The following is a 21,648-nucleotide window of genomic DNA, read 5'->3' as shown; positions in this document are numbered from 1 at the left end:
GCCGCGTGGGCGCGACCAGCCCCCACGCACCCGCACCCGCGAGACGACAGATCCCGGCAGCCTCTTAGGCGAGCGATTCCAACGGCACATGCGGATCCGCCAACGCATCCGTGTCCACCACAGCCCGCGAAGTGATCAGCTTCTGGATCGGCTCTGTGACATCCCACACGTTCACGTTCATCCCGGCCAGCACCCGCCCCTCCTTCACCCAGAACGAGATGAACTCCCGCTTCCCCACGTCCCCCCGGATCACCACCTGGTCGTACGACCCCGGCGGCGCCCACCCGCTGTACTCCATGCCCAGGTCGTACTGGTCGGTGAAGAAGTAGGGCACCCGGTCGTACGTGACGTCCTGCCCCAGCATCGAACGCGCCGCCGCCGGGCCGCCGTTCAGCGCGTTGGCCCAGTGCTCCACGCGGAGCGTCGTGTCGAACAGCGCATGCGGGAAGGCGGCCACGTCGCCGGCCGCGTAGATGTCCGGGTCGGAGGTCCGCAGCCGTTCGTCGACCACGATGCCCCCGCCGGACGCCCGGCCGGCCAGCTCCAGCCCGGCCGCCTCGGCCAGCCCGACCCGCGGCGCCGCGCCGATCGCCGCGAGGACGTCGTGCGCCGGGTGCTCCTCGCCGTCGTCGGTACGTGCGGCGAGCACCATGCCGTCCTGGCCGACGATCTCGGTGAGCCGCACCCCGAAGCGGAACCGGACCCCGTGCTCCTCGTGCAGCTGGGCGAAGACGTTGCCCAGTTCGGGCCCGAGCACGCTGTGCAGCGGGGTCTGCCCGTGCTCGATGACGGTGACCTCGGCGCCGTACGTCCGGGCCGCCGCCGCGACCTCCAGGCCGATCCAGCCGGCGCCCGCGATGACGAGGTGCCCGTTGTCCCGGCCGAGCGCGGCGAGGACGCCCTTGAGGCGCTCGGCGTGCGCGAGGCGGCGCAGGTGGTGGACGCCGGCCAGGTCGGTGCCGGGAATGTCCAGGCGGCGGGGCTCCGCTCCGGTGGCGAGCAGCAGCTTGTCGTAGCGCACGAGCGTGCCGTCGTCGCCGAACCGGACGGTCTTGGCGGCGCGGTCGATGCGGTCCACGGTCTGGCCGAGGTGCAGTTCGATGTCGTGCTGCGCGTACCAGGCGGGCTCGTGCACGAAGACGCTGTCGCGTTCCTCCTTGCCGAGCAGGTATCCCTTGGAGAGCGGCGGCCGCTCGTACGGGTGGTCGCGTTCGTCGCAGATCAGTATCACCCGGCCGCTGAAGCCCTCGGCTCGGAGCGTCTCGGCCGCCTTCGCGCCGGCGAGTCCGCCTCCGACGATGACGAAAGTCTGGTCCGCGTCGACCACTTGATGCCTCCTCGTAAGGGTGCCGCCACATATGCCGCCCACATGCGCCGCACTGTGAGCCTCCCGCACGCAGCGTGATGCGGGAAGAGGGAATGACCCCCGCTGACGCGATCTTGCCCCGATCAGGCCACAGGGGGTCGCAGAGAGTCACAAAGTGTTCACATACGTCCCGTCAGTCGCGCGTGCAGCGACCGCGCGGAGGCGTCGGTGAGCGACGCGATCTGATCGACGATCACACGCTTGCGGGTCTGGTCGTCGCCGGCCTCGTCGAACAGCGCCCGGAACTGCGGGTCGAGTCCGTCGGGCGCGCGGGCGGTGAGCGCCTCGGCGAGTTCGGCGACGACGACCCGCTGGTCGGCGCGGAGCCGCTCCTGTTCGGCGCGCTGCATGACGTACCGGTGGGCGATGGCCTTGAGTACCGCGCACTCCATTCTGGCCTCGCGCGGTACGACGAGTTCCGCGCCGTACCGGGTGAGCCGCCCGCCGCCGTACGCCTCCCGGGTGGCGCCCTCCGCGGCCAGGCAGAACCGGCCGATGAGCTGGCTGGTGGCGTCCTTGAGGCGGGCCTGGGCGACCGCGGTGCCGTCGTAGCCGTGCGGCCACCACTCCTCGTCCTGGAGCCGGTCGAGGGCGGCGGCGAGTTCGGCGGGGTCGGTGGCGGCGGGCACGTACAGGCCGACGGCGACGGCGAACACCGCCTGCCGTTCCGGCTCCGCGTGCAGGCAGTCGGGGTCGATATGACCGGCGTGCAGGCCGTCCTCGACGTCGTGCACGGAGTAGGCGACGTCGTCCGACCAGTCCATGACCTGCGCCTCGAAACAGGTGCGGGTGCCGGGGGCCTCCTTGCGGACCCAGTCGAAGACCGGCCGGTCGTCCTCGTACACACCGAACTTGGGGGACGCCGGGTCGGTGGGGTGCGCGCCGCGCGGCCACGGGTACTTGGTGGCGGCGTCCAGGGCGGCGCGGGTGAGGTTGAGGCCGACGGAGCCCTCGGGGGTGAACCGTTTGGGCTCGATGCGGGTGAGCAGCCGCAGGGACTGGGCGTTGCCCTCGAAGCCGCCGCAGTCGTCCGCGAACTCGTTCAACGCCTGTTCGCCGTTGTGGCCGAAGGGCGGGTGACCGAGGTCGTGGGAGAGGCAGGCGGCCTCCACGAGGTCGGGGTCGCAGCCGAGGGCGGCGCCCAGTTCCCGGCCGACCTGGGCGCATTCGAGGGAGTGGGTGAGGCGGGTGCGGGGGCTGGCGTCCCATGCCTGGGCGGAGGTGCCGGGGGTGACGACCTGGGTCTTGCCGGCGAGCCTTCTGAGGGCGGCGGAGTGCAGGATGCGGGCGCGGTCGCGCTGGAAGGCGGTGCGGCCGGGGCGTTTGTCGGGTTCGGGGGCCCAGCGGTCGGCTGACGCCGGGTCGTAGGCCGAAGTAGGCGCGGGTGCGGGTACTGCCATGGTTCGACAGTACGGGGCGGTAGTGACAAATGGGTGTTTGGTGCGCCTACTCGTCTGCCGGGTTGGGTTGCGTTTGCGGGTGCGTGGGGGCTTGTCGCGCCCACGCGGCGGTAGCCGCAGATCAAACACAGTCCCGCGCCCCTTTTGGGTCGGCCCAGTGGACCCACCTTCTTGGGGGCGCGGGGAACTGCGCGATCAACCACAACGCACCCGCAGCCGCAAACGCACCCCTAGGCGGCTGCAGTCACCGGCGTTCCCAGTGCCCGCTCGTAGCGGTGGAGGATCAGCTCGGCCATAGCGTCGTGGGCTCCCAGCGGGGCCGCCGCGATCCCCGGGGCCTGCGCCGCGCACTGCGTCGCGAAGCGGCCCGGGGCCGTGAAGTAGGAGGCGATGGCGATGCGGTGGCGGCCCCTGGCCCTCAGGGTGGTGATCGCCTCCTGGACCGTCGGCGCTGCCGCGGAGGCGTAGGCCGGGAGGACCGGGACGCCCAGGCGGGCGGCGAGAAGGCCGGCCATGCGGTTGGTGTCGACCCTGGCGTCGGGGTCGCGGGAGCCGGCCGCCGCCAGGACCACGGCGCTCGCGGGGCGGGGGCGCCAGCCGGCCTCCAGCAGGCGGGCGTGCAGGGTGTCGGCCAGGAGGGGGTGCGGGCCCAGCGGAGCGGCGACGCGCGTCCGCGCGGTGGCGGCGGCCGCCGTCTCCGGGATGTCCCGCTTGACGTGGTAGCCGCGGCTGAGGAGGAGCGGGACGAGGACGGCCTCGGCGTCCCCGAGGGCGGCGAGGGTGTCCGGGAGCAGCGGTTCGTTCAGCTCGATGTGACCGAGGCGCACGGACAGCCCGGGGCGCAGCGCGCGCACCCGGTCCATGAGCGCCCGCACGGTGCTGAGCGCGCGCGGGTCGCGGCTGCCGTGGGCCACCAGGACCAGGGCGGGCGGGCCGGGGCGCGGGGAGAGGTCGGTCACCGTCATGCGAGGATCCTCGCCGGGAGAGGTTGCACGCCCGTTGCCTGACCATCACGAGTCTTTTCCGGCGCATCACGGCACGAACCAGCACGCTGTGAGCGAACCGGAACGTCCCGCGCTGCGTCCTCCAAGGTCGAAGCCCACAGGGGGGAACACGCGTATGAAGATCCGCCGACCGCGGCTGCCGCGGACCCGTGCCGGTTGGCGGCGCCTGGTGCAGGGCGTGATGGCCGGATGCGTGGTGGCACTGCTGCCGGCCACCTGGCTGTACGTCTCGACGGCCGGCCGGCTGCGCACGGTGGCGGACGTGCCGCGCACCGACGTCGCGGTCGTCTTCGGCGCGGGTCTGTGGGACGGCGAGCCGTCGCCGTACCTCGCGAACCGCCTGAACGCGGCGGCGACGCTGTACAAGGAGGGCCGTATCAAGGTGGTCCTCGTCACCGGCGACAACAGCCGCAAGGACTACGACGAGCCGGACGCCATGCGCTCCTACCTGACCGGGCACGGCGTCCCCGCCAGACGCATCGTCAGCGACTACGCCGGCTTCGACACCTGGGACTCCTGCGTCCGCGCGAAGAAGATCTTCGGCGTGGACCGGGCCGTGCTGATCAGCCAGGGGTTCCACATCCGGCGGGCGGTGGCGCTGTGCGAGGCGGCCGGGGTGACGTCGTACGGGATCGGGGTCGACGCCAAGCACGACGCCACCTGGTACTACGGCGGGACCCGGGAGGTCTTCGCGGCGGGGAAGGCGGCCCTGGACGCGATCTTCGAGCCGAACCCCCAGTTCCTGGGGAAGAAGGAACCGGGGGTCGCCCGCGCCCTGGCCGCGGCGCCGCACTGAGCGCTCCGCCGGAAGCGCCGCGATCTGCCGCCTGCCGACTGCGGCGCCTTCGTGGCTGGTCGCGCAGTTCCCCGCGCCCCTTACGGGGCGCTGCCGAACCGCAGCGGACTTCGCCGGACCGCTTACCGCCGCGCCGTCGTCCTCATCGGGTTACCGTCACCGTGCCCGCCGTGCGTCCCCCGGCGAGCCGCAGCAGTGCCCGGGTGTCGGGCACCCCGGGCCGGTCGGCGGTGCGGGCGAGGTGTTCGAGGCCGCCGTCGGGGGTCCAGCGGCCGAGGTCGCGGGTGCGGAACATGGTGCGGTCCTCGCCGAGGAACGGGTCGGGGGCGTACCGCTCGGCGTTCAGGGCGTCGTCGCCGAGGTAGCCGGCCGAGACGCAGCCACCGCCCGCCCACACCTCGCCGACCTCGCCCATGGGCAGCGGGCGGCGGTCGGCGCCGAGGACGTACACCGTGCTGTTGGGGGCCGGACGGCCGGTGGCCGGCCGCCCGGCGACCGGGGCATGGCGGCCCATGGTGGTGACGACGGTCGTCTCGGCCGACCCGCGGCAGTGGAAGAGGGCGGCCCGGCTCGACCAGCGGTCGGCGAGCGGGCGCGGGCAGGGTCCCCCGGCGACGGCGACCGTGCGGACGCGCGGGCATTCGCCGGGGTCGATGCCGGACAGCAGGGCCGGGGTGGTGATCAGGACGGTCGCGGTGCGGGCCGCGGCTGCGGTGTCCTTGCCGCCGATGGCCAGGGTGGCGCCGTGCGTGAGGCAGCCGAGGATCTCCCAGGCGGCCAGGTCGGAGCCGATGCCGAGGAGTTGGGCGACCCGGTCGCCGGGGCGGATGCCGAGCCCGCCGGGTTCGGTGAGCAGCAGGTTGGCGATGTTGCGGTGGGTGAGCTCGACGCCGTGGCGGCGGCCGGTGGTGCCGGGGACGAAGAGGACGCAGCAGCCGTCGTCGGGGTGCGGCGGCAGCAGCGGCACGGGGCCGGGATCGTACGGCGCCGGGTCGTCCAGGGCGATCAGCCGGTGGCCGCCGGGGAGGGGGACGCGCGGGGCGTGTTCCTTCTGGGTGAGGATCACCCGGGTGCGGGCGGTGCGGATGACATGGGCGAGCTGGGCCGGGGGTGTGCGGCCGATGTCCTGGGGGACGTAGGCGGCGCCCGCCTTGAGAACGGCGAACAGGCCGACCAGCATCGGGATGGAGCGGCGGGCGAACAGGCCCACGTGGTCGCCGGGGCGGACGCCCTCGCGGACCAGGCGGGCGGCGAGGGCACCGGCGTAGCGGTCGAGTTCGCCGTAGGTGAGGGTCGCGCCATGGTGTTCGGCGGCGACGGCGTGCGGGTGGACGATCGCATGCCGTTCGATGGCACGGTGGACGAGCGGTTCGTGGACGGGTACGTCGGCGCCGCGGCCGTACTGCCAGAAGAGGTGCTGGTCGCGGGGGGTGAGGTGGCGCAGAGGCATGGCTCGGAGACCTCCTGGCTGGCTCTTTCGAGTGGGGGGAGGCCGAGTCCGGGTGCGGCGGGGGCCCGGTCAGGGCGGTGTGTCGAACGGCGTGCGGGGTCTGGCGGGGTCCTGCGAGGTCTGGCGGGGTTCAGCGGGGTCTGGCGGGGTCCTGCGGGGCGGCGGTGGCAGACGACGACTGTAGTCGTGCCCCTTGAAGTCTCAAACGGGGTGGGACCGGCCAACGGGGGTGGGGAACGAGCCACCCGCGGGGGTCCTGTGCGACAGGGGCCGCGGCAGACCGGCCGTCGGGGGCGGAGGCGGGCCGACATGGGCGGACGTGGGTCGACGTGGACGGACGTGGGTCGGCATCCGCCGGGACGGGACCCGTACCGGCCCGGCGGAGGGGGTCGTACCGGCCCGGTTTCGGCGCGGACCGGCCACGCGTGCACCCGGTGCCGGGGGGCGACCGTCCGGTATCGGTTCTCACGATGGCTGGGATACGGCTGGGAGTTGGCCGTTTCGGCCGGGCAACAAGGGTCCGTCACGGGACGTAACACACCGGCAGCACGCTGGGCGACGTGGAGACCGCCTCGACGCCCACCCACACCCGTACCGCGCCCTGCGGTGCGGGACGGTCCTGTCGCCCCTGCCCGCCGGGGGGCGTCGAGGTCTCCGGCGCGCACGGCGGAACGTGACACGACGGACCGTGAGCCGGTAAGTCCCCGCCCAGCCCCGCCTCCCTCGGTCAGCGGTGGGCCAGCCAGTCGCCGCCGTCGATGCGCCGGCCCTCGGCGCGCAGTTCCCCGGCCACGACGGGACCGGCGACGTACACCCAGGCCCGGACCGCGGCCCCGTCCCGCAGCCGTACGACGTCCCGCGCGACGCGTACGTACAGGCTCGCCGGGTCCTGAGGCACGCACTCCTCCAACTCGTCCAGTTCCAGGAGGAGTCGGTCGTACGACTCGGGGCGCGCGGTGACGAGTTCGCCGCGCACCGCCGCCGGCCCGCGCTCCTCGACGACGTAGGGATAGCCGGGCCCGTCGTAGAGCAGCGCGCCGTCGAGGCGGCCGGGTTCCTCGGTCCGGGTCCGTCCCCGCAGGAAGGCGTCGTGGTTGATCTCGCCGGGGCGGAGCGTGCCGTAGACGAAGAACGGGAGGTGGTGGGGGTTGCGGGTGGTCACAGGAAGGATTCTGCACCCCCTCCACCTCCACACACATCTCCATGGAGGCGCTATGGACATGACTTGTCATGGCCTCTTAAATCGCACTCGTCATCAGCGCCACCCCCACGCCTTCGAGGCGCATCTCCAAGGAGACCGATGAGCCGGACCCGGAACACCCGAGTTTCCCGTCTCGCCACCGCCGGCGTCGCCGCCACCACCGCGACCCTGCTGGCCGCCGCGCTCTCCCCCGCCGCCCACGCCGACGCGAGGCCGACCCGGGCCACCGCGATCGCCGACGCGGCGACGGCACTCGTCCAGCACGCCACCGCCCTGGGCCTCACGTCCGCCGAGGGCACCTCGGTCCGTGACGTGATCGTGGACAAGAACGGCACCCAGCACGTCCGTTACGACCGTACCTACCGCCAACTCCCCGTCCTCGGCGGCGACTTCGTTGTCCACCTCAAGTCGGACGGCGCGTACCGCAGCGCCGACCGGGCGACGCGGAGCAGAATATCCCTGGCCTCGATCGTCCCGGACGTCTCCGCCCCGAAGGCCGCCGACCTCGCGGTGAACGCGCTGCGGGCGGCGAACCTCGGCGACGCGCTGAAGCAGGTGCAGGCCAGACCGCAGCTGGTCGTCGACGCCCTGCACGGCACCCCGAAGCTGGCCTGGCGCACCAACGCCGTCGGCAAGGACTCGCTCGGCAACCCGGTCGCCCGCACGGTACTGACGGACGCCCGCAGCGGCGCCCAGATCGACGCCTGGGACAGCATCGAGACGGCGACGGGCGACGGCAAGTCGCTGTACGGCGGCACGGTCCCGCTGGAGACGACGCTCTCCGGGTCGTCGTACAACCTCACGGACCCGACGCGCGGGAACACGTACACGGGTGACGCGGCGAACAAGACGGACCTGTGCATCTTCGGCATCTGCATCAGCCGGGCGCCGTCGACGGTGTTCACGGACGCCGACAACCACTGGGGCACGGGCGCCACTTCCGACCGCTCCTCGGCCGCGGTCGACGCCCAGTACGGCACCAACGAGACCTGGGACTACTACAAGAACGTCCAGGGCCGCAACGGCATCGCGAACGACGGCAAGGGCTCGTACAACCGCGTCCACTACGGCAACAGCTACAACAACGCCTTCTGGGACGACAGTTGCTTCTGCATGACGTACGGCGACGGTGACGGGACGACCTTCGGCCCGCTGGTGGCCCTCGACGTGGCCGGCCACGAGATGACGCACGGGGTCACCTCCAAGACGGCCGCGCTGACGTACTCGGGCGAGTCCGGCGGCCTGAACGAGGCGACCTCCGACATCCTCGGCACGCTGGTGGAGTGGTACGCGAACAACCCCTCCGACCCCGGCGACTACCTGATCGGCGAGAAGATCGTCCGCTCCGGCTTCGGCAAGGCGGCGCTGCGGTTCATGGACCAGCCGTCGAAGGACGGGAGTTCGGCGGACTACTGGAGTTCGTCGGTGGGCAATCTGGACGTCCACTACTCCTCCGGCGTCGCCAACCACTTCGCGTACCTGCTGGCAGAGGGCAGCGGCGCGAAGACCATCAACGGCGTGAGCTACAACTCCCCGACGTACAACGGCTCCACGGTCACCGGCATCGGCCGCGACAAGCTGGGCGCGATCTGGTACCGCGCACTGACGGTCTACATGACGTCCTCGACGAACTACGCGGGCGCCCGGACGGCGACCCTCAACGCGGCGAAGGACCTGTACGGCAACGGCAGCACGGAGTACAACGCGGTGGCGGCGGCGTGGAGCGCGGTGAACGTGAACTGAGCGGCGCGGCTTCGGACTCGTGACAGCGGCCGCCCCGGTGAACGAACCGGGGCGGCCGTCACATACACCCCAGACAATGGGGAATAGCGCAATTCAAGGAAACACGGAATCACGTAATCCAGGAATACCGAGCACTTCCTGAGTGGATCCCATGGCGATGATGTGCAGCTTCGGTGACGGTATACGGAATTCCCGAACTCCTTTGTCCGGACAGCCACTTGCGGCAATTCTCCGAGTCGACTAACTAGATAAATCATGAACTTGTTCAGCCGCCCCCACACGGCCCGCCGCACCCCCACGGTCCCCCCGCGCCCGACGGCAGCGCCCTCCTCCCCCGCCTCGGCCCCGGTCCTCCTGGACCCCTCCCTCGCCGCCCTCACCGGCGAGTGGGTCATCGACCCGGCCCACAGCAGAATCGGTTTCTCGGTCCGGCACGCGATGGTGACGACGGTCCGTGGGGCCTTCACCGAGTACAAGAGCCGCCTCTACTTCGACGGCCGCGACCCGTCCCGGTCCCAGGCCGAGATCGTCCTCTCCACGGGCAGCGTCGACACGGGGGTGGAACAGCGGGACGCCCACCTGGTCGGCCGCGACTTCCTGGACGCCGCGACCCACCCGCGCATGCGCTTCCAGAGCACGGCGGTACGCCTGAAAGCGCCGGACGTCTACGTCATGACCGGCGACCTGACCATCAAGAGCACGACGCGCCCGGTGGACCTGGAACTCACCTACATAGGCAACGTCACGGACCCCTTCGGCTACCAGCGCGCCGGCTTCGACGGCACCACCACCATCAACCGCATGGACTGGGGACTGGCGTACAACTCCCGCCTTGCGGAGGGCGGGGCGATGGTGAGCGAGACGGTGCGGCTGCAGTTCGACATCGCGGCGATCCGGACGGTGCCGGAAGGGGGCTGAGGCCACGGGCCGCCGCCCTGGAGCCGTTTCAAAGCGAGGGAACGAGCCTGACCACCGTCACGGTCAGGACGGATCCGGAGACGTGGTAAGGCACGATGACACCCAGCACCGTGGCCTCGCGGCGGTCACGCTCGCCTCTGACCGCGGTCGACCCGTGTCCGTAGGGATCCCGTCCGACGGTTGCCGCCATCGCATCTCCGAACGCGGGGGCATTGCCCAACTTGGCCAGGGTGTCGTCGACAGGCGGGGCGTAGGTGACGCGGTAGATCAAGCGACGCCCCGCCTCTCGGCCTCGTCCGCCGCCAGGCGCCGAAGCAGCGCCTCCGCCTCCGGGTCGGGAACGGCTTCGAGCATCCAGTGCCGCATGACCGCGTGGATGTCCTGCACACCGGCCTCATCGAGCTCGCACCACACCACCTTGCCGACGGTGAGTTCGTCGACGCCCCATCGATCGGCGATGCCGCCCACGATGAGCAGCCCGCGGCCGAACAACTCGTCCCGGGACGGATCACGCGGGCTCGTCAGCAACCCAGCCCGAGCGCGAGACAGCAGACTGGCCGCGCACAGCACTCAGGGAGCGGCCAGGTGGCAGCAAGTCAGGTATAGCGGGGAACAGCACATCGAGCGTGCTCGGACGGCGGCTCGGCGCCGAACTCCTCGGTCTCCGCACCGCGGCAGGCCGCACCCAGCCCCAGGCCGCCCAGGCTCTCTCCGCTTCAACGGCCGAGGTCGCCAAGATGGAGGGCGGCTGGGTGCCCGTACGCGACCCGGACATCCGGGCACTCTGCGACCTGTATGACATCCATGACCCTGCCATCGCCGCCCGGCTTGCTCGCAGATGCCGGCTGACCGACGACCGTCCGCTGTCTCTGCGAGCGGTGATCCATGAAGCGGTACTGCGCAACTTCGCAGGGGGTTCATCGACAGCCAGAGCCCAACTCGAAGAGCTCATGGTGACGGCGGACCTACCCAGCGTCGAACTCCGGATCTTCCCGTTCGGCGCGGGTACACACCCAGGCCTCAACGGCTCGTTCAACATCCTTTCGTTCGCCGCCCCCGGCGCGATGGACGTCGTCTACCTGGACGCCCATTTCACCCAACACCGGGTGGAGGGAGGAGAAGCCGCGGCAGCTTACGATGAACTGTGCGAGAAAATCGCCGAACACGCCCTGGACGAGCGGGAGTCGGTGTCCTTCCTCCACAAGCTGCGCAAGGAGCTGTGAACCGTGCCGGGATTCGAGTACCGCAAGTCCAGCTACAGCGACGAAAAGGCCGAGTGCGACGACGTTCCAGGCGGCCCTCCGAGGCGAAGTCGTCGAAGTACCCTTCTCCGGGATATTCCCGCCCGATCCATACGCGCATCTGGTGCGCCTTGTCGGACAGCGCCCGGACGGCGGAGATGACGTTTTGCCGCATCTCCGGGAATCGCACAGTGTCAGCCGAAGATGAGCTCAACGTCTTTCTCCACACAGAGCTGCAGGACGACAATCAGCCGTCGAACGTCATCGATGTGCCGTTGATGAAGCGGATCGGCACCGTATCCGACCGAGCCGTCGGCAATCTCCCGCAGCCGCGGGAGCATCACCGCGCAATCGGCGGCCGGCACATCGGGACCGCCGTCATCGGGATGGTTGAGAAGCGACGCAAGCGAGGTGGAGACATCGCCCCACTCTCGCAACCCGCCGAAACCGCGCATGCCATCAAGAGCGAACCCTTCGGCACACGCCAGCCAACCCCGGAACACCCCGAAGCCAGTGTAAGACCAGGAGACATCCGGGCTGGTGACGTCCCCGTCCCCTGGAAACAATATGAGTCCCATAACATCCTCCTGAGCTATCACGCAGCCCGGACGACTCGCTCACTGGCCGCAGCACCGGCACCGGTCGAACGCGGCGTCGCACGCCTGAAAGCCTGGCGGATCTTCCGCAGATCCCGATGCAGCCCGAACCGCACGACGTCAATCGCCCAAGCCATCCTCACCCTGGAACGGCAACGCTGAAGAAGCTCACCTCAGCAAAGCGCCTGGGAAACATCATCAGGTGAGGTCGCTCTTGTAGAAGATGGTCGACCGGAACTGGACGGGATCGTCGCTGTCGTATTTGCTGGAGAAGCCGAACGCGAGTTGGGGCCCGCTCGAAGAGCGGTAGACCGCGATTCCCTGCGGCTCGCGGCCGGGGAGCACGGTGTCACCCGCGTGGGTCTGGAAGATGTCCCTGACCGACTTCCCGCCGTCGTTCATGTCGAGCGTGACCAGGTAGGACGGCTTGGCCGGATCCGTGGTCTTGTCCGGAGGGCCTCCGTAGAGGAGATAGGCGTACTGGCCGTAGGCGGTCACGCCCTGGAATTCGTCGTCGTCGGTGAGGCCGATATCGCTGTTGCTCGGGAGTTCGCGGGCGGCGAGGCGGGGGAGCGGGGTGTCGTCGACGAAGCCCTTGCTGAGGACGCTGGGGAGGTCGAAGAGCGCGAGGCGCCAAGGGGTGGTGGTTCCCATGTACCGGAGGAGAATCCGGTTGTTGTAGGGATCGATGGCCGGTCTCGGGCAGTCGACGAAATCGGAGAGGTGGATGATGAATTTCCTGACCGCCGAGTCCGCGTAGCTGAGGTCGCCCCCGTCGACGTATTTGAAACGGGCGATGGTGTGGCTGTTTGGCTTGCTGTCGGGGTCCTCGGGATGCAGATTTCTCCAGTCGCCCGGGACCCACATATACGGGGATCCGTACGTGTCCGGCTCGATGGCTATGTTCGAGCCGTGGTCGAACCCGTGGATCGCCATGGCGCCCAGGATCTGACCGGTCATGTCGGTCCTGGTCACCCAGAGATCCCCGTTCGCACTGCCGACCTTCGTCTGCACATAGTAGATGTGGCCGAAGACGTGATCGAAGGCAAAGGACTGCATCGCCCAGTAGGGCTGGTGGAGCGGGGCGTTCACAAAGAAGTTCCCGCCGGCCCCGCCGAGAACGAAGCGCTGCGACGTCCCCACGACAGCGGACGCCGGCTGAGCCGCAAACACGGAAAGGCCGCCGCTCACCGCGGCGGCCGCTATGCCCGTACCGGTTCGGAGGAGAGTGCGACGACTGACGGCGGATGCCCCGCTGTCCTCGGTTCTCTCGCGCAACTGCATCACCCTCTACTGATCACTCAGCTGATGTGGTGGTTCGTGATCACGCTAGCCCGCGGAACGATAGATGTCCATGACGTGAACTCCCGTGCAGATATGGGCACTTCCTGTATCGAAAAGCGATCGCCGGGGTCAATCCCCGAGCCCCGCCGGGCTGCTTGCGCGGCGGGGCGGGCTCGCGGGTCAGCCGCCGTTCGTGTGATGACCGGCCGTCACCCTCTGTCAGGAGACGTGACGACCGCCCCCCTGTGTCACCGTCGCCGACGGGAAGGTGCCGAGGGTCGCGCGATATCGCGGGGGATGCCGGCCTGCCGGACGGCGCCATCAGGCCGAGGCGACGCCCGCGAGGTCCACCGGGATCGCCCCCGTCGACGCGTTCACCGCTGCCGGCCCAGCCGGGCCGCTCCGAAAATCGAGCCCGTCGCCCCGCCCGAGTGCCCGCAGACCCGGAGGCCGTCGCCGAACACGACGATCTCGCCGACGAGCACACCCGGGCCGACATGACGGCGCAGGGGTGAGGGCACGCCGGGAGGCGAAGTTCCGGTACCTCCCGGAGGTGGTCCTGGACGACCGCCCGCTGCGGCCGCCGCGGGCGCAGGGAGCCGCCGCGGGCGGGAGGTCACCCGTTCGTTCCCCCCGGGACCCGCCGTTCATGTGTTCTTCATACCGGTGCCTGTGCAACCCCCTTGACCTGCCCGTATTCCCCCTCAACGGGCCTCCTGGTCGTCCGCCGTGACACCCGTTCATCCCAAAACTGACGGTGCCTCAGAGAGCGGGGCCGGGCGGTTGGCTTTTACCTCGGTAGAGCAAGGGAGTGGACGACCTCGACCGAGGGAGCACCATGCGACGCACCGCCCGTCTGCTGACCGGGACCGCGCTGGCCGTGGCCACGGCCGGACTCTCCGGCGCGCCGGCATACGGCGGCGCCGCCGGCAGCCTCGACGTGTACCCGTCGACCGCGGCGGCCGGCGGCCAGGTCACCGTGAACACGGCGGTGTGCGGCGAGAAGGGAACGGCGGTCGGGGACGCCAGTTCGGTCGGCGCCGGCACGTTCACCCTTGCGCCCAGTACGCACGAGGGCGAGGCGATCGGGCAGTTCCAGGTGCCGCCGAGCGCACAACCGGGGACGTACGAGATCGTCGCGAAGTGCGCCGAGGGGAACCGGCAGGTGACCGGGGACCTGGTGGTGGCACTGACGCCGGCCGCGGGGCAGCTGCAGCCCCACGGCAGTGTGAAGACGGGGGTCGGTGGTGCCTTCGGCTCCGACCCCGTGCAGACCGCGGCGGGCGTGACGGCTCTGGCCGTCGCCACCGCGGGCGGTACCTGGCTCCTGCATCGCCGGGCGAGAGGCGATGTGATCTGACGGACACCCTCCGCTGTCCGTCGCCGGTACCGCACATCCCACCCCCTCCGGGTCCGACGCCCCTCGCGGCCCGGAGGGGGTAGGGGGTCACGTTCGTTAGAGGCTCTCACCATCTCTGGCGCCCTACCCCCTCGTCAGAAGCTCTGACCTCTGGGAGAGGGGTTCACATGCGCAAGATCGGGGACACCGCGATAGCCGCCGTGACCGTCATAGCCCTCGGCTCCGGCGTGTGGCTGCTCGGCCCCGGCATCGGACCGCACACCGCGCCGCCCCAGCCGTCCGCCGCCGAGGGCCGCCCCGACCCCGGCGAGGAACGCCTCGAAGCCCCCGCGCTGCCGCCTTCCCCGCCCACCCGCATCCGCATCCCCGCCATCCACGTGAACGCCCCTCTCATGGGCCTGGCCCTCACCTCCACCGGCAGCCTCGACGTCCCGCCCGCCGCGAAGAAGAACCTCGCCGGCTGGTACGAGGCCGGCACCACCCCCGGCGAGACCGGCACCGCGATCGTCGCCGGGCACGTCGACAACACCGAGGGCCCCGCCGTCTTCTACGACCTCGGCGCCCTCAGACGCGGCGCGACCATCGAGGTGGACCGGCAGGACAGGGGCGTCGCCGTGTTCAGCGTCGACGCGGTGGAGGTCTACCAGGCCCGCGACTTCCCCGACGAGAAGGTGTACGGAGCCGCGAAACGCCCCGAGCTCCGCGTCATCACCTGCGGCGGCGGCTACTCGCGCACGACCGGCTACCAGGGGAACGTCGTCGTCTTCGCGCACCTGACCGGAAGCCGCTGACCGCAAGCCGCCGGCCGCTGGCCCCCTCCCCCGTGTTTCCCCCACCTCACAGACCCCAGCGTCCCTCCCCAGGGACCCCTCACACCCACCCCCCACCCCCGAAGAGGGCAGCGTTCCTCGTGGGAAACAGCGGTGATGCGGCCGGGTAACGTCGGCCACGCACGCTCCTGACATGACCTCGAATACGCGTGTGGTGGTGATCGACGCCGGCCGCGCGGGCGCCCGTCCCGCACGGCGGCCCATCGGCCCGGTGACCACGTCGGCATCCCCGTGACGCGCGAGACGCCCGGGGCAGCCGTCGGCGACGACGAGCACCGCACGTACGGCCGGGTGCCGCTCACCGAGGGGCCGCTCGCCGCGGTGCCGACCCGCCGTCACCCCGCTGCCGGGGCGACCGCCCGCCCCACGCGCTCCGGCCGTGCGGACGGCGGCACGGCGATCGCATACGACACGCCGGACCACGTGCCCGCAGAGTACGGCCGCCCCCTGCGCCGCTCCCTGCTCTTCCCGCCGCTCCACCCCCCGCTCCACCTGCTCACCAACGACGGAGGCTCCTGATGACCACCACCCCCGGGGCCACCCCCACGATCGTGCTCGTCGGTCACGGCATGGTCGGCCAGCGCTTCCTCGAGGCGCTCGCCGAGCGCGGCCTGACCGCCACGCACCGCGTGGTCGTGCTGTGCGAGGAGCCGCGACCCGCGTACGACCGCGTCGCCCTCACCTCGTACTTCTCGGGCCGGACCCCCGACGAACTCTCCATGACCGACATGGAGTTCATCGAGACGCACGGCATCGAGCTGTACGTCGGCGACCCGGCGGAGACGATCGATCGCGCGACGAGGACGGTAACGGCACGGTCCGGCAGGGAATTCAGGTACGACATGCTCGTACTCGCCACCGGCTCCTACCCGTTCGTGCCTCCGGTCCCCCACAAGGACGCGACCGGCTGCTTCGTCTACCGCACGATCGAGGACCTGCTCGCGATCGAGGAGTACGCGAGGTCGAGGGCGACCGTGGGCGCGGTGGTCGGCGGCGGACTGCTGGGGCTGGAGGCGGCCGGCGCGCTGAAGGGGCTCGGACTCACGTCGCACATCGTGGAGTTCGCGCCGAGGCTGATGCCGGTGCAGGTGGACGAGGGCGGTGGCGCGGCCCTGCTGCGCACCATCGAGGAGATGGGCCTGACGGTCCACACGGGCGTCGGCACGCAGGAGATCGTGGTCGACTCCGAAGGTGCCGTGACGGGCATGAAGCTCTCCGACGGTTCCGAACTCGCCACCGACATGGTGGTATTCAGCGCCGGTGTCCGGCCGCGGGACCAGCTCGCCCGCGACTGCGGTCTGACGGTCGGCGAGCGCGGTGGCATCACGGTCGACGAGCAGTGCCGTACCGTCTGCGACCCGCACGTGTTCGCGATCGGCGAGTGCGCGCTGGCGGCGGACGGCCGGGTGTACGGCCTGGTGGCGCCGGGTTACGAGCAGGCCGAGACGGTCGCGGCGACGATCGCCTCCGACGAGGCCGCCTTCACCGGCGCGGACCTGTCCACCAAGCTGAAGCTGCTCGGCGTGGACGTGGCCTCCTTCGGGGACGCGCACGGTACGACCGGGGACTGCCTGGACGTCGTGTACTCGGACTCCCGTTCGGGTTTGTACAAGAAGCTGGTCATAGGGCGGGACGGCACCCTGCTCGGCGGCATCCTGGTCGGCGACGCGGACGCGTACGGCACGCTGAAGGCGTTCACCGGTTCGGTGCCGCCGGTCGCCCCGGAGTCGCTGGTGCTGCCGGCCGGCGCGAGCGGCGGCGCCCAGCTCGGCCCGTCCGCGCTTCCGGACGACGCAGTCATCTGCTCCTGCCACAACGTCAGCAAGGGCACGATCCGCGGCGCGGTGACCGAGCACTCCTGCACCACCGTGCCGGAGGTGAAGAAGTGCACCAGGGCCGGTACCGGCTGCGGCAGTTGCGTGAAGGTGCTCGGTCAGCTGGTCACGGCGGAGCTGGAGGCGTCCGGCGTCGAGGTCGACAAGGGCCTGTGCGGCTGCTTCGCGCAGACCCGCGAGGAGCTGTACGAGATCGTCCTCGCCCTGCGCGTCAACACCTACCGGGACCTGCTCGACCGTTACGGCCGGGAGGGCGCCCGGGGCGGCGACGGCTGCGAGGTCTGCAAGCCGGCGGTGGCGTCGATCATCGCGTCCCTCGCCCCGACGATCGGCGCGAGCGGTTACGTCCTGGACGGCGAACAGGCGGCGCTCCAGGACAGCAACGACCACTTCCTCGCCAACCTCCAGAAGAACGGCTCGTATTCGGTCGTCCCGCGCATCCCCGGCGGTGAGATCACCCCGGAGGGCCTGATCACGATCGGTGAGATCGCCCGTGACTTCGGCCTCTACACGAAGATCACCGGTGGCCAGCGGATCGACATGTTCGGCGCGCGCGTCGAGCAACTCCCGCTGATCTGGACGCGGTTGGTGGACGCCGGCTTCGAGTCGGGGCACGCGTACGGAAAGGCCCTGCGGACCGTCAAGTCCTGTGTGGGGTCGACCTGGTGCCGTTACGGCGTCCAGGACTCGGTCCGGATGGCGATCGACCTGGAGCTGCGCTACCGGGGGCTCAGGTCCCCCCACAAGCTCAAGTCGGCGGTGTCGGGCTGCGCCCGCGAGTGCGCGGAGGCCCAGTCGAAGGACTTCGGCGTCATCGCCACCGCGGCCGGCTGGAACCTGTACGTCGGTGGCAACGGCGGCGCCACCCCGCGCCACGCGGACCTGCTCGCCCAGGACCTCACCGACGCCGGCCTGGTCCGTCTGATCGACCGTTTCCTGATGTTCTACATCCGTACGGCCGACCGCCTGGAGCGCACGTCGACGTGGCTGGAGCGGATCCCGGGCGGCCTGGACCACGTCCGTGACGTGGTGGTCGAGGACTCCCTCGGCATCTGCGAGGAGCTGGAGTCCCTGATGGCGGCGCACGTCGCCAACTACGCCGACGAGTGGGCGTCGACCGTCGACGACCCGGAGAAGCTCGCCCGGTTCGTGTCCTTCGTCAACGCCCCGGACACCCCCGACCCGGTCGTCGGCTTCGTGCCCGAACGCGGCCAGACGAAGCCCGACCTGCCTCTGCTGTCCATCGGCATGCGCCGCCCCGCGGAAGACCCGGCCGACGTTCTGGAAGGAAGCGCCCAGCGATGACCCTGGCACCCGAGACCACCGACCTGAAGGTCCAACTCCAGCTCGCGGAAGGCTGGTTCACCGTCTGTGACCTGAGCCTGCTCACCCCCGGCCGGGGCGTGGCCGCGCTCCTCCCGGACGGCCGCCAGGTCGCCGTCTTCCGCGACCGCGCCGACCGCCTCCACGCCATCGACAACCGCGACCCGTTCGGCGGCGCGGCGGTCCTCTCCCGCGGCCTGACCGGCACCCACCAGGGCCGCCCGTTCGTGGCCTCCCCACTCCTGAAGCAGCGTTTCGACCTGGAGACCGGCGAGTGCCTGGACGACGAGACGGTACGGGTGGCGGTGTACGAGGTACGGACAGCCTGAGCTTTCTTGACTGAGCGTTCCGGAAAAACCTAGGCTCTGTCCCATGGCCAGGACCAAGGAGTTCGACCCGGACGCCGCACTGCTGTCAGCCATGGAGCTGTTCTGGCGGCGCGGCTACGAGGCGACCTCCATGGCCGACCTGGTCGAGCACCTGGGCATCGGCCGGGCAAGTCTCTACGCGACCTTCGGCAGCAAGCACGACCTGTACCTGAAGGCGCTCGACCGCTACCAGGAGGAGCGCCTCCCGCCCCTCCTCCGGGCCCTGTCCGGGCCGGGCCCGGTCCTGCCGGCCGTACGCGCGCTGGTTCGGCAGTACGCCGGCGAGTCCGCGGCCGACGACCTGCGCCTGCGCGGCTGCCTGGTCACGAACACGGCGGCGGAACTGGCCCCGCACGACCCGGCGGCGGCCCGCAGCGTCGAGCGGAACTGGGACCGCGTCGAGACGGTCCTGCACACCGCCCTGGTCCGGGCCCGGGCCCGGGGAGAGCTGCCCGCCGACCGCGACCCCCTGGCCCTCGCCCGCACCCTGCTGGTCCTGCTCCAGGGCCTGCGGCTGGTGGGCAAGGCGTCGACGGACCCGGCCCGGGTCCGGGACGCGGCGGAGCAGGCACTGCGGCTGCTGGACTGACGGACGCTCCCTGCCGAGGGGAGCGTCCTTTTCACGCCTTGATACTGAACCGATCGTTCAAGAAAAGGGGAGATCGTTCATGACTGCCACTGGGGAACGTTTCTCGGGTCGTACGGCACTGGTCACCGGCGCCGGCAGCGGCATCGGCCGGGCCGTCGCCCTGGCGTTCGCGGCGGAGGGCGCGCGGGTGGTCGTGGCGGGCCGTCGCGAGGCGCCCCTGAAGGAGACGGTCGCGCTGATCGAGGAGCGGGGCGGCGAGGCGCTGGCGGTGCCGGGCGACGTGTCGCGGGCGGGGGACGCGGAGACACTGGTGGCGGCCGCCGTGCAGCACTTCGGCTCGCTGGACGTGGCGGTGAACAACGCGGGGACCTTCCGGGGCGGCACACCGCTGGCCGAGCTTCCGGAGGCCGACTGGCACGAGCAGCTGGCGGTCAACGTCACCGGCGTGCACCTGGCGCTGCAGGCGGAGATCCGCCGGATGCGCACCCAGCCGACGGGCGGCGCGATCGTCACCGTCTCCTCCACCTTCGGCATCCACACCACGTCTCCCGGCGCCGCCGCCTACTCGGCGACGAAGGCCGCGGTGACGGCCCTGAGCCGGGGCGCGGCGCTGGACCACGTCCGGGACGGCGTCCGCATCAACGTCGTCAGCCCCGGGGCGACGGCCACACCGATGTCCCTGCGCGCGGGCGAGACGGAACAGGACCGCGCCGAGCGGGTACGGACCGCCCTCCCCCTCGCCCGGGTCTCGTCGACGGAGGAGATCGCGGCGGCCGTGTTGTACCTGGCGTCCGACGCAGCGGCGTCGGTGGTGGGAACGGACCTGGTGGTGGACGGCGGCGGCTCGCTCTAGCCCTCACGGCCGAGTCCCGTCACGGCCGCGCGGGCCGAACCCGGGGTCCGCGGACGCCACTTCGGCGACCGTCCGGTTCCCGCGCTCGTGCCCGGCCGGCGCGTAGGGTGCCAGGATGGTCGGCATTCCGGAGGCGCTGGTGCGGGGCACGATCGACCGCGAGGGTGACCGCGGAGCAAGATGGATCACCGAACTCCCCTCCATTGTCGAGGACTTGCTGCAACGCTGGGACTGCGTACCCGACGGCGAGGTGACGCACGGCGGTGTCGGGGTGGTCGTCCCCGTCCGGCAGCGGCCCGACGCCCGCCCCTGCGTCGTCAAGGTGTCCTTCCCCCACCCCGGCAACGTCCACGAGCCGGACGCGTTCGAGGCGTGGGCGGGCCGTGGCGCGGTCCGCCTCCACCGGCGCGACGACGCCCGCTTCGCCCTCCTCCTGGAACGGGCCCGCACGTCGACGCTGGCGGCGCTGGAGTCCGACGACGAGACGGTGATGACGATCGCGGGCCGCCTGAACCACCGCCTGGCCGTCCCGGCACCACCGGGCCTGCCCCGGCTCCGGGACCGCGCCGACGAATGGGCGGCGGAGCTGCGCGAGAACGCCGCCGGCCTGTCCCACACACTGCCGCCCCGCGCTGTGGACGCGGCCGTCGCCACGGCCCGCGAACTGGGCCGGGCCCAGCCGGACACCCTCGTCCACGGCGACCTGCACGCCCGCAACATCCTGCGGGCGGACCGGGAGCCGTGGCTGGCGGTCGACCCGAAGGGCTACGCGGGAGACCCGGCGTACGACGGCGGCACACTCCTCAAGTCCCGCGCCCTGAACCTCATGCAGGCCGACGACCTTCCGAAGGCCGCCCGCCGCCTCCTGGACGTCTTCGCCGAAGCAGCCCAGCTCGACCGCGAACGCGTCCGCCGCTGGGCCCAGTTCCACGCCGTCCACGCGGCGCTCTGGGGCCGCCGACACGGTTTCCGCATCGCACGCAATGGCCCCCGACGCGACCTCATCACGGAATTCGCCGACAGACTGGCGGAGTCACTGGTCGTCTGAAGGCGGCGCGCAGGGGCGGACCATGCAGGATTCCCCCATGGCCCATCTTCGCGACATGGTCTTCGACTCCGCCCACCCGGCATCGGCGGCCCGTTTCTGGGCGGCGACCCTGGACGACTACGCCGTAGCCCCCTATGACGAGGCCGAGCTGGCCCGCCTCCGCGCTTTGGGCTTCGACGGCCCCGAGGACGACCCGACGGTCCTGCTCGAACCGGTGTCGGGAAGGGGCCCCCGCCTGTGGTTCCAACTGGTGCCGGAGCAGAAGCGCGTGAAGAACCGCGTGCACCTGGACGTCACGGCCGCCGACATGGAGGCCGAGACGCTACGGCTGACCGACCTCGGCGCGACGGTGCGCGCACGCCATGCCGATCACACGGTGCTCGCGGACCCCGAGGGCAATGAGTTCTGTCTGTTTCCCCTCACCGCATAGACGCCCACCCGTG

General features: G+C 71.1%; 23 protein-coding genes and 1 pseudogene. 14 read left to right on the top strand and 10 right to left on the bottom strand.

What is annotated here, in order from left to right:
• Positions 1 to 64: 64 nt before the first annotated feature.
• From ACFWPS_RS02785 to ACFWPS_RS02775, 3 genes are all read right to left on the bottom strand, one after another.
• Positions 65 to 1,327 (bottom strand): NAD(P)/FAD-dependent oxidoreductase, encoded by a 1,263-nt coding sequence (locus ACFWPS_RS02785; RefSeq protein ID WP_383700129.1) that lies wholly within the window; start codon positions 1,325 to 1,327, stop codon positions 65 to 67.
• Between the two features lie 158 nt (positions 1,328 to 1,485).
• On the bottom strand, positions 1,486 to 2,766 hold the full coding sequence (locus tag ACFWPS_RS02780; RefSeq protein WP_383700127.1) for a deoxyguanosinetriphosphate triphosphohydrolase: 1,281 nt from the start codon (positions 2,764 to 2,766) through the stop codon (positions 1,486 to 1,488).
• A 230-nt stretch (positions 2,767 to 2,996) separates the two neighbouring features.
• A complete protein-coding gene (locus ACFWPS_RS02775) occupies positions 2,997 to 3,731 on the bottom strand; it encodes a sirohydrochlorin chelatase (protein WP_383700125.1) in 735 nt (244 codons plus the stop codon).
• A gap of 154 nt (positions 3,732 to 3,885) precedes the next feature.
• Here ACFWPS_RS02775 and ACFWPS_RS02770 point away from each other — a divergent pair, with 154 nt between their 5' ends.
• Entirely contained in the window at positions 3,886 to 4,566 is a 681-nt protein-coding gene (locus ACFWPS_RS02770) for a vancomycin high temperature exclusion protein (RefSeq protein ID WP_383700123.1), read from the top strand.
• Positions 4,567 to 4,708: 142 nt separating this feature from the next.
• Here ACFWPS_RS02770 and ACFWPS_RS02765 read toward each other — a convergent pair whose 3' ends face one another.
• Complete coding sequence (locus ACFWPS_RS02765) at positions 4,709 to 6,016, bottom strand: AMP-binding protein (protein WP_383700121.1); 1,308 nt, start codon at positions 6,014 to 6,016, stop codon at positions 4,709 to 4,711.
• 727 nt (positions 6,017 to 6,743) lie between these two features.
• Positions 6,744 to 7,178 carry a gamma-glutamylcyclotransferase family protein gene (locus ACFWPS_RS02760; RefSeq protein WP_383700119.1) on the bottom strand — a complete coding sequence of 145 codons (435 nt, stop codon included), beginning with the start codon at positions 7,176 to 7,178 and terminating at the stop codon, positions 6,744 to 6,746.
• Between the two features lie 138 nt (positions 7,179 to 7,316).
• Between ACFWPS_RS02760 and ACFWPS_RS02755 the strand changes: the two genes are divergently transcribed.
• The gene (locus ACFWPS_RS02755) at positions 7,317 to 8,960 is read left to right on the top strand and encodes a M4 family metallopeptidase (RefSeq protein WP_383700117.1); all 1,644 of its coding nucleotides are present in this window, start codon (positions 7,317 to 7,319) and stop codon (positions 8,958 to 8,960) included.
• 255 nt (positions 8,961 to 9,215) lie between these two features.
• Positions 9,216 to 9,878 carry a YceI family protein gene (locus ACFWPS_RS02750; RefSeq protein ID WP_383700115.1) on the top strand — a complete coding sequence of 221 codons (663 nt, stop codon included), beginning with the start codon at positions 9,216 to 9,218 and terminating at the stop codon, positions 9,876 to 9,878.
• A gap of 28 nt (positions 9,879 to 9,906) precedes the next feature.
• On the opposite strand, the gene ACFWPS_RS02745 is transcribed toward ACFWPS_RS02750, so the two are convergent.
• Entirely contained in the window at positions 9,907 to 10,149 is a 243-nt protein-coding gene (locus ACFWPS_RS02745; RefSeq protein WP_383700113.1) for a hypothetical protein, read from the bottom strand.
• Positions 10,146 to 10,337, bottom strand: a complete 192-nt coding sequence (locus tag ACFWPS_RS02740) for a hypothetical protein (RefSeq protein ID WP_383700430.1) — start codon at positions 10,335 to 10,337, stop codon at positions 10,146 to 10,148. Before ACFWPS_RS02740 ends, ACFWPS_RS02745 begins: the two co-directional genes overlap by 4 nt.
• A 167-nt stretch (positions 10,338 to 10,504) precedes the next feature.
• Between ACFWPS_RS02740 and ACFWPS_RS02735 the strand changes: the two genes are divergently transcribed.
• The gene (locus tag ACFWPS_RS02735; RefSeq protein ID WP_383700111.1) at positions 10,505 to 11,101 is read left to right on the top strand and encodes a helix-turn-helix domain-containing protein; all 597 of its coding nucleotides are present in this window, start codon (positions 10,505 to 10,507) and stop codon (positions 11,099 to 11,101) included.
• Between the two features lie 212 nt (positions 11,102 to 11,313).
• Here ACFWPS_RS02735 and ACFWPS_RS02730 read toward each other — a convergent pair whose 3' ends face one another.
• Positions 11,314 to 11,697, bottom strand: coding sequence for a hypothetical protein (locus ACFWPS_RS02730; protein WP_383700109.1), 384 nt, complete (start codon positions 11,695 to 11,697; stop codon positions 11,314 to 11,316).
• A gap of 36 nt (positions 11,698 to 11,733) precedes the next feature.
• Between ACFWPS_RS02730 and ACFWPS_RS02725 the strand changes: the two are divergent.
• Positions 11,734 to 11,877 (top strand): annotated as a pseudogene (locus tag ACFWPS_RS02725) (IS5/IS1182 family transposase); the annotation flags it as partial.
• Between the two features lie 36 nt (positions 11,878 to 11,913).
• Here the strand turns inward: ACFWPS_RS02725 and ACFWPS_RS02720 are convergent.
• Both ACFWPS_RS02720 and ACFWPS_RS02715 read right to left on the bottom strand, forming a co-directional pair.
• Complete coding sequence (locus tag ACFWPS_RS02720) at positions 11,914 to 12,993, bottom strand: hypothetical protein (protein ID WP_383700107.1); 1,080 nt, start codon at positions 12,991 to 12,993, stop codon at positions 11,914 to 11,916.
• 380 nt (positions 12,994 to 13,373) lie between these two features.
• The gene (locus ACFWPS_RS02715; RefSeq protein ID WP_383700106.1) at positions 13,374 to 13,520 is read right to left on the bottom strand and encodes a hypothetical protein; all 147 of its coding nucleotides are present in this window, start codon (positions 13,518 to 13,520) and stop codon (positions 13,374 to 13,376) included.
• Between the two features lie 317 nt (positions 13,521 to 13,837).
• Between ACFWPS_RS02715 and ACFWPS_RS02710 the strand changes: the two genes are divergently transcribed.
• From ACFWPS_RS02710 to ACFWPS_RS02670, 9 genes are all read left to right on the top strand, one after another.
• A complete protein-coding gene (locus ACFWPS_RS02710) occupies positions 13,838 to 14,359 on the top strand; it encodes a hypothetical protein (RefSeq protein ID WP_383700104.1) in 522 nt (173 codons plus the stop codon).
• Between the two features lie 167 nt (positions 14,360 to 14,526).
• Positions 14,527 to 15,150, top strand: a complete 624-nt coding sequence (locus ACFWPS_RS02705; protein ID WP_383700102.1) for a class F sortase — start codon at positions 14,527 to 14,529, stop codon at positions 15,148 to 15,150.
• Positions 15,151 to 15,420: 270 nt separating this feature from the next.
• Positions 15,421 to 15,708 (top strand): hypothetical protein, encoded by a 288-nt coding sequence (locus ACFWPS_RS02700; protein ID WP_383700100.1) that lies wholly within the window; start codon positions 15,421 to 15,423, stop codon positions 15,706 to 15,708.
• Positions 15,708 to 18,329, top strand: coding sequence for a nitrite reductase large subunit NirB (gene nirB, locus ACFWPS_RS02695; RefSeq protein WP_383700098.1), 2,622 nt, complete (start codon positions 15,708 to 15,710; stop codon positions 18,327 to 18,329). Before ACFWPS_RS02700 ends, nirB begins: the two co-directional genes overlap by 1 nt.
• A complete protein-coding gene (gene nirD, locus ACFWPS_RS02690) occupies positions 18,326 to 18,676 on the top strand; it encodes a nitrite reductase small subunit NirD (protein ID WP_383700096.1) in 351 nt (116 codons plus the stop codon). The genes nirB and nirD overlap by 4 nt, the downstream gene beginning before the upstream one ends.
• 43 nt (positions 18,677 to 18,719) lie before the next feature.
• Entirely contained in the window at positions 18,720 to 19,304 is a 585-nt protein-coding gene (locus ACFWPS_RS02685; protein ID WP_383700094.1) for a TetR/AcrR family transcriptional regulator, read from the top strand.
• Between the two features lie 79 nt (positions 19,305 to 19,383).
• On the top strand, positions 19,384 to 20,157 hold the full coding sequence (locus ACFWPS_RS02680) for an SDR family NAD(P)-dependent oxidoreductase (protein ID WP_383700092.1): 774 nt from the start codon (positions 19,384 to 19,386) through the stop codon (positions 20,155 to 20,157).
• Positions 20,158 to 20,272: 115 nt separating this feature from the next.
• Positions 20,273 to 21,205 (top strand): aminoglycoside phosphotransferase family protein, encoded by a 933-nt coding sequence (locus ACFWPS_RS02675; protein WP_383700090.1) that lies wholly within the window; start codon positions 20,273 to 20,275, stop codon positions 21,203 to 21,205.
• 37 nt (positions 21,206 to 21,242) lie between these two features.
• On the top strand, positions 21,243 to 21,635 hold the full coding sequence (locus ACFWPS_RS02670) for a VOC family protein (protein ID WP_383700088.1): 393 nt from the start codon (positions 21,243 to 21,245) through the stop codon (positions 21,633 to 21,635).
• Positions 21,636 to 21,648 lie beyond the last annotated feature (13 nt).

It is taken from the genome of Streptomyces sp. NPDC058457, from assembly GCF_042720695.1.
In the GTDB taxonomy this organism is placed as follows: domain Bacteria; phylum Actinomycetota; class Actinomycetes; order Streptomycetales; family Streptomycetaceae; genus Streptomyces.
Note: the sequence above shows the minus strand (reverse complement) of the source record. Positions and strands in the feature narration are given on the sequence as shown.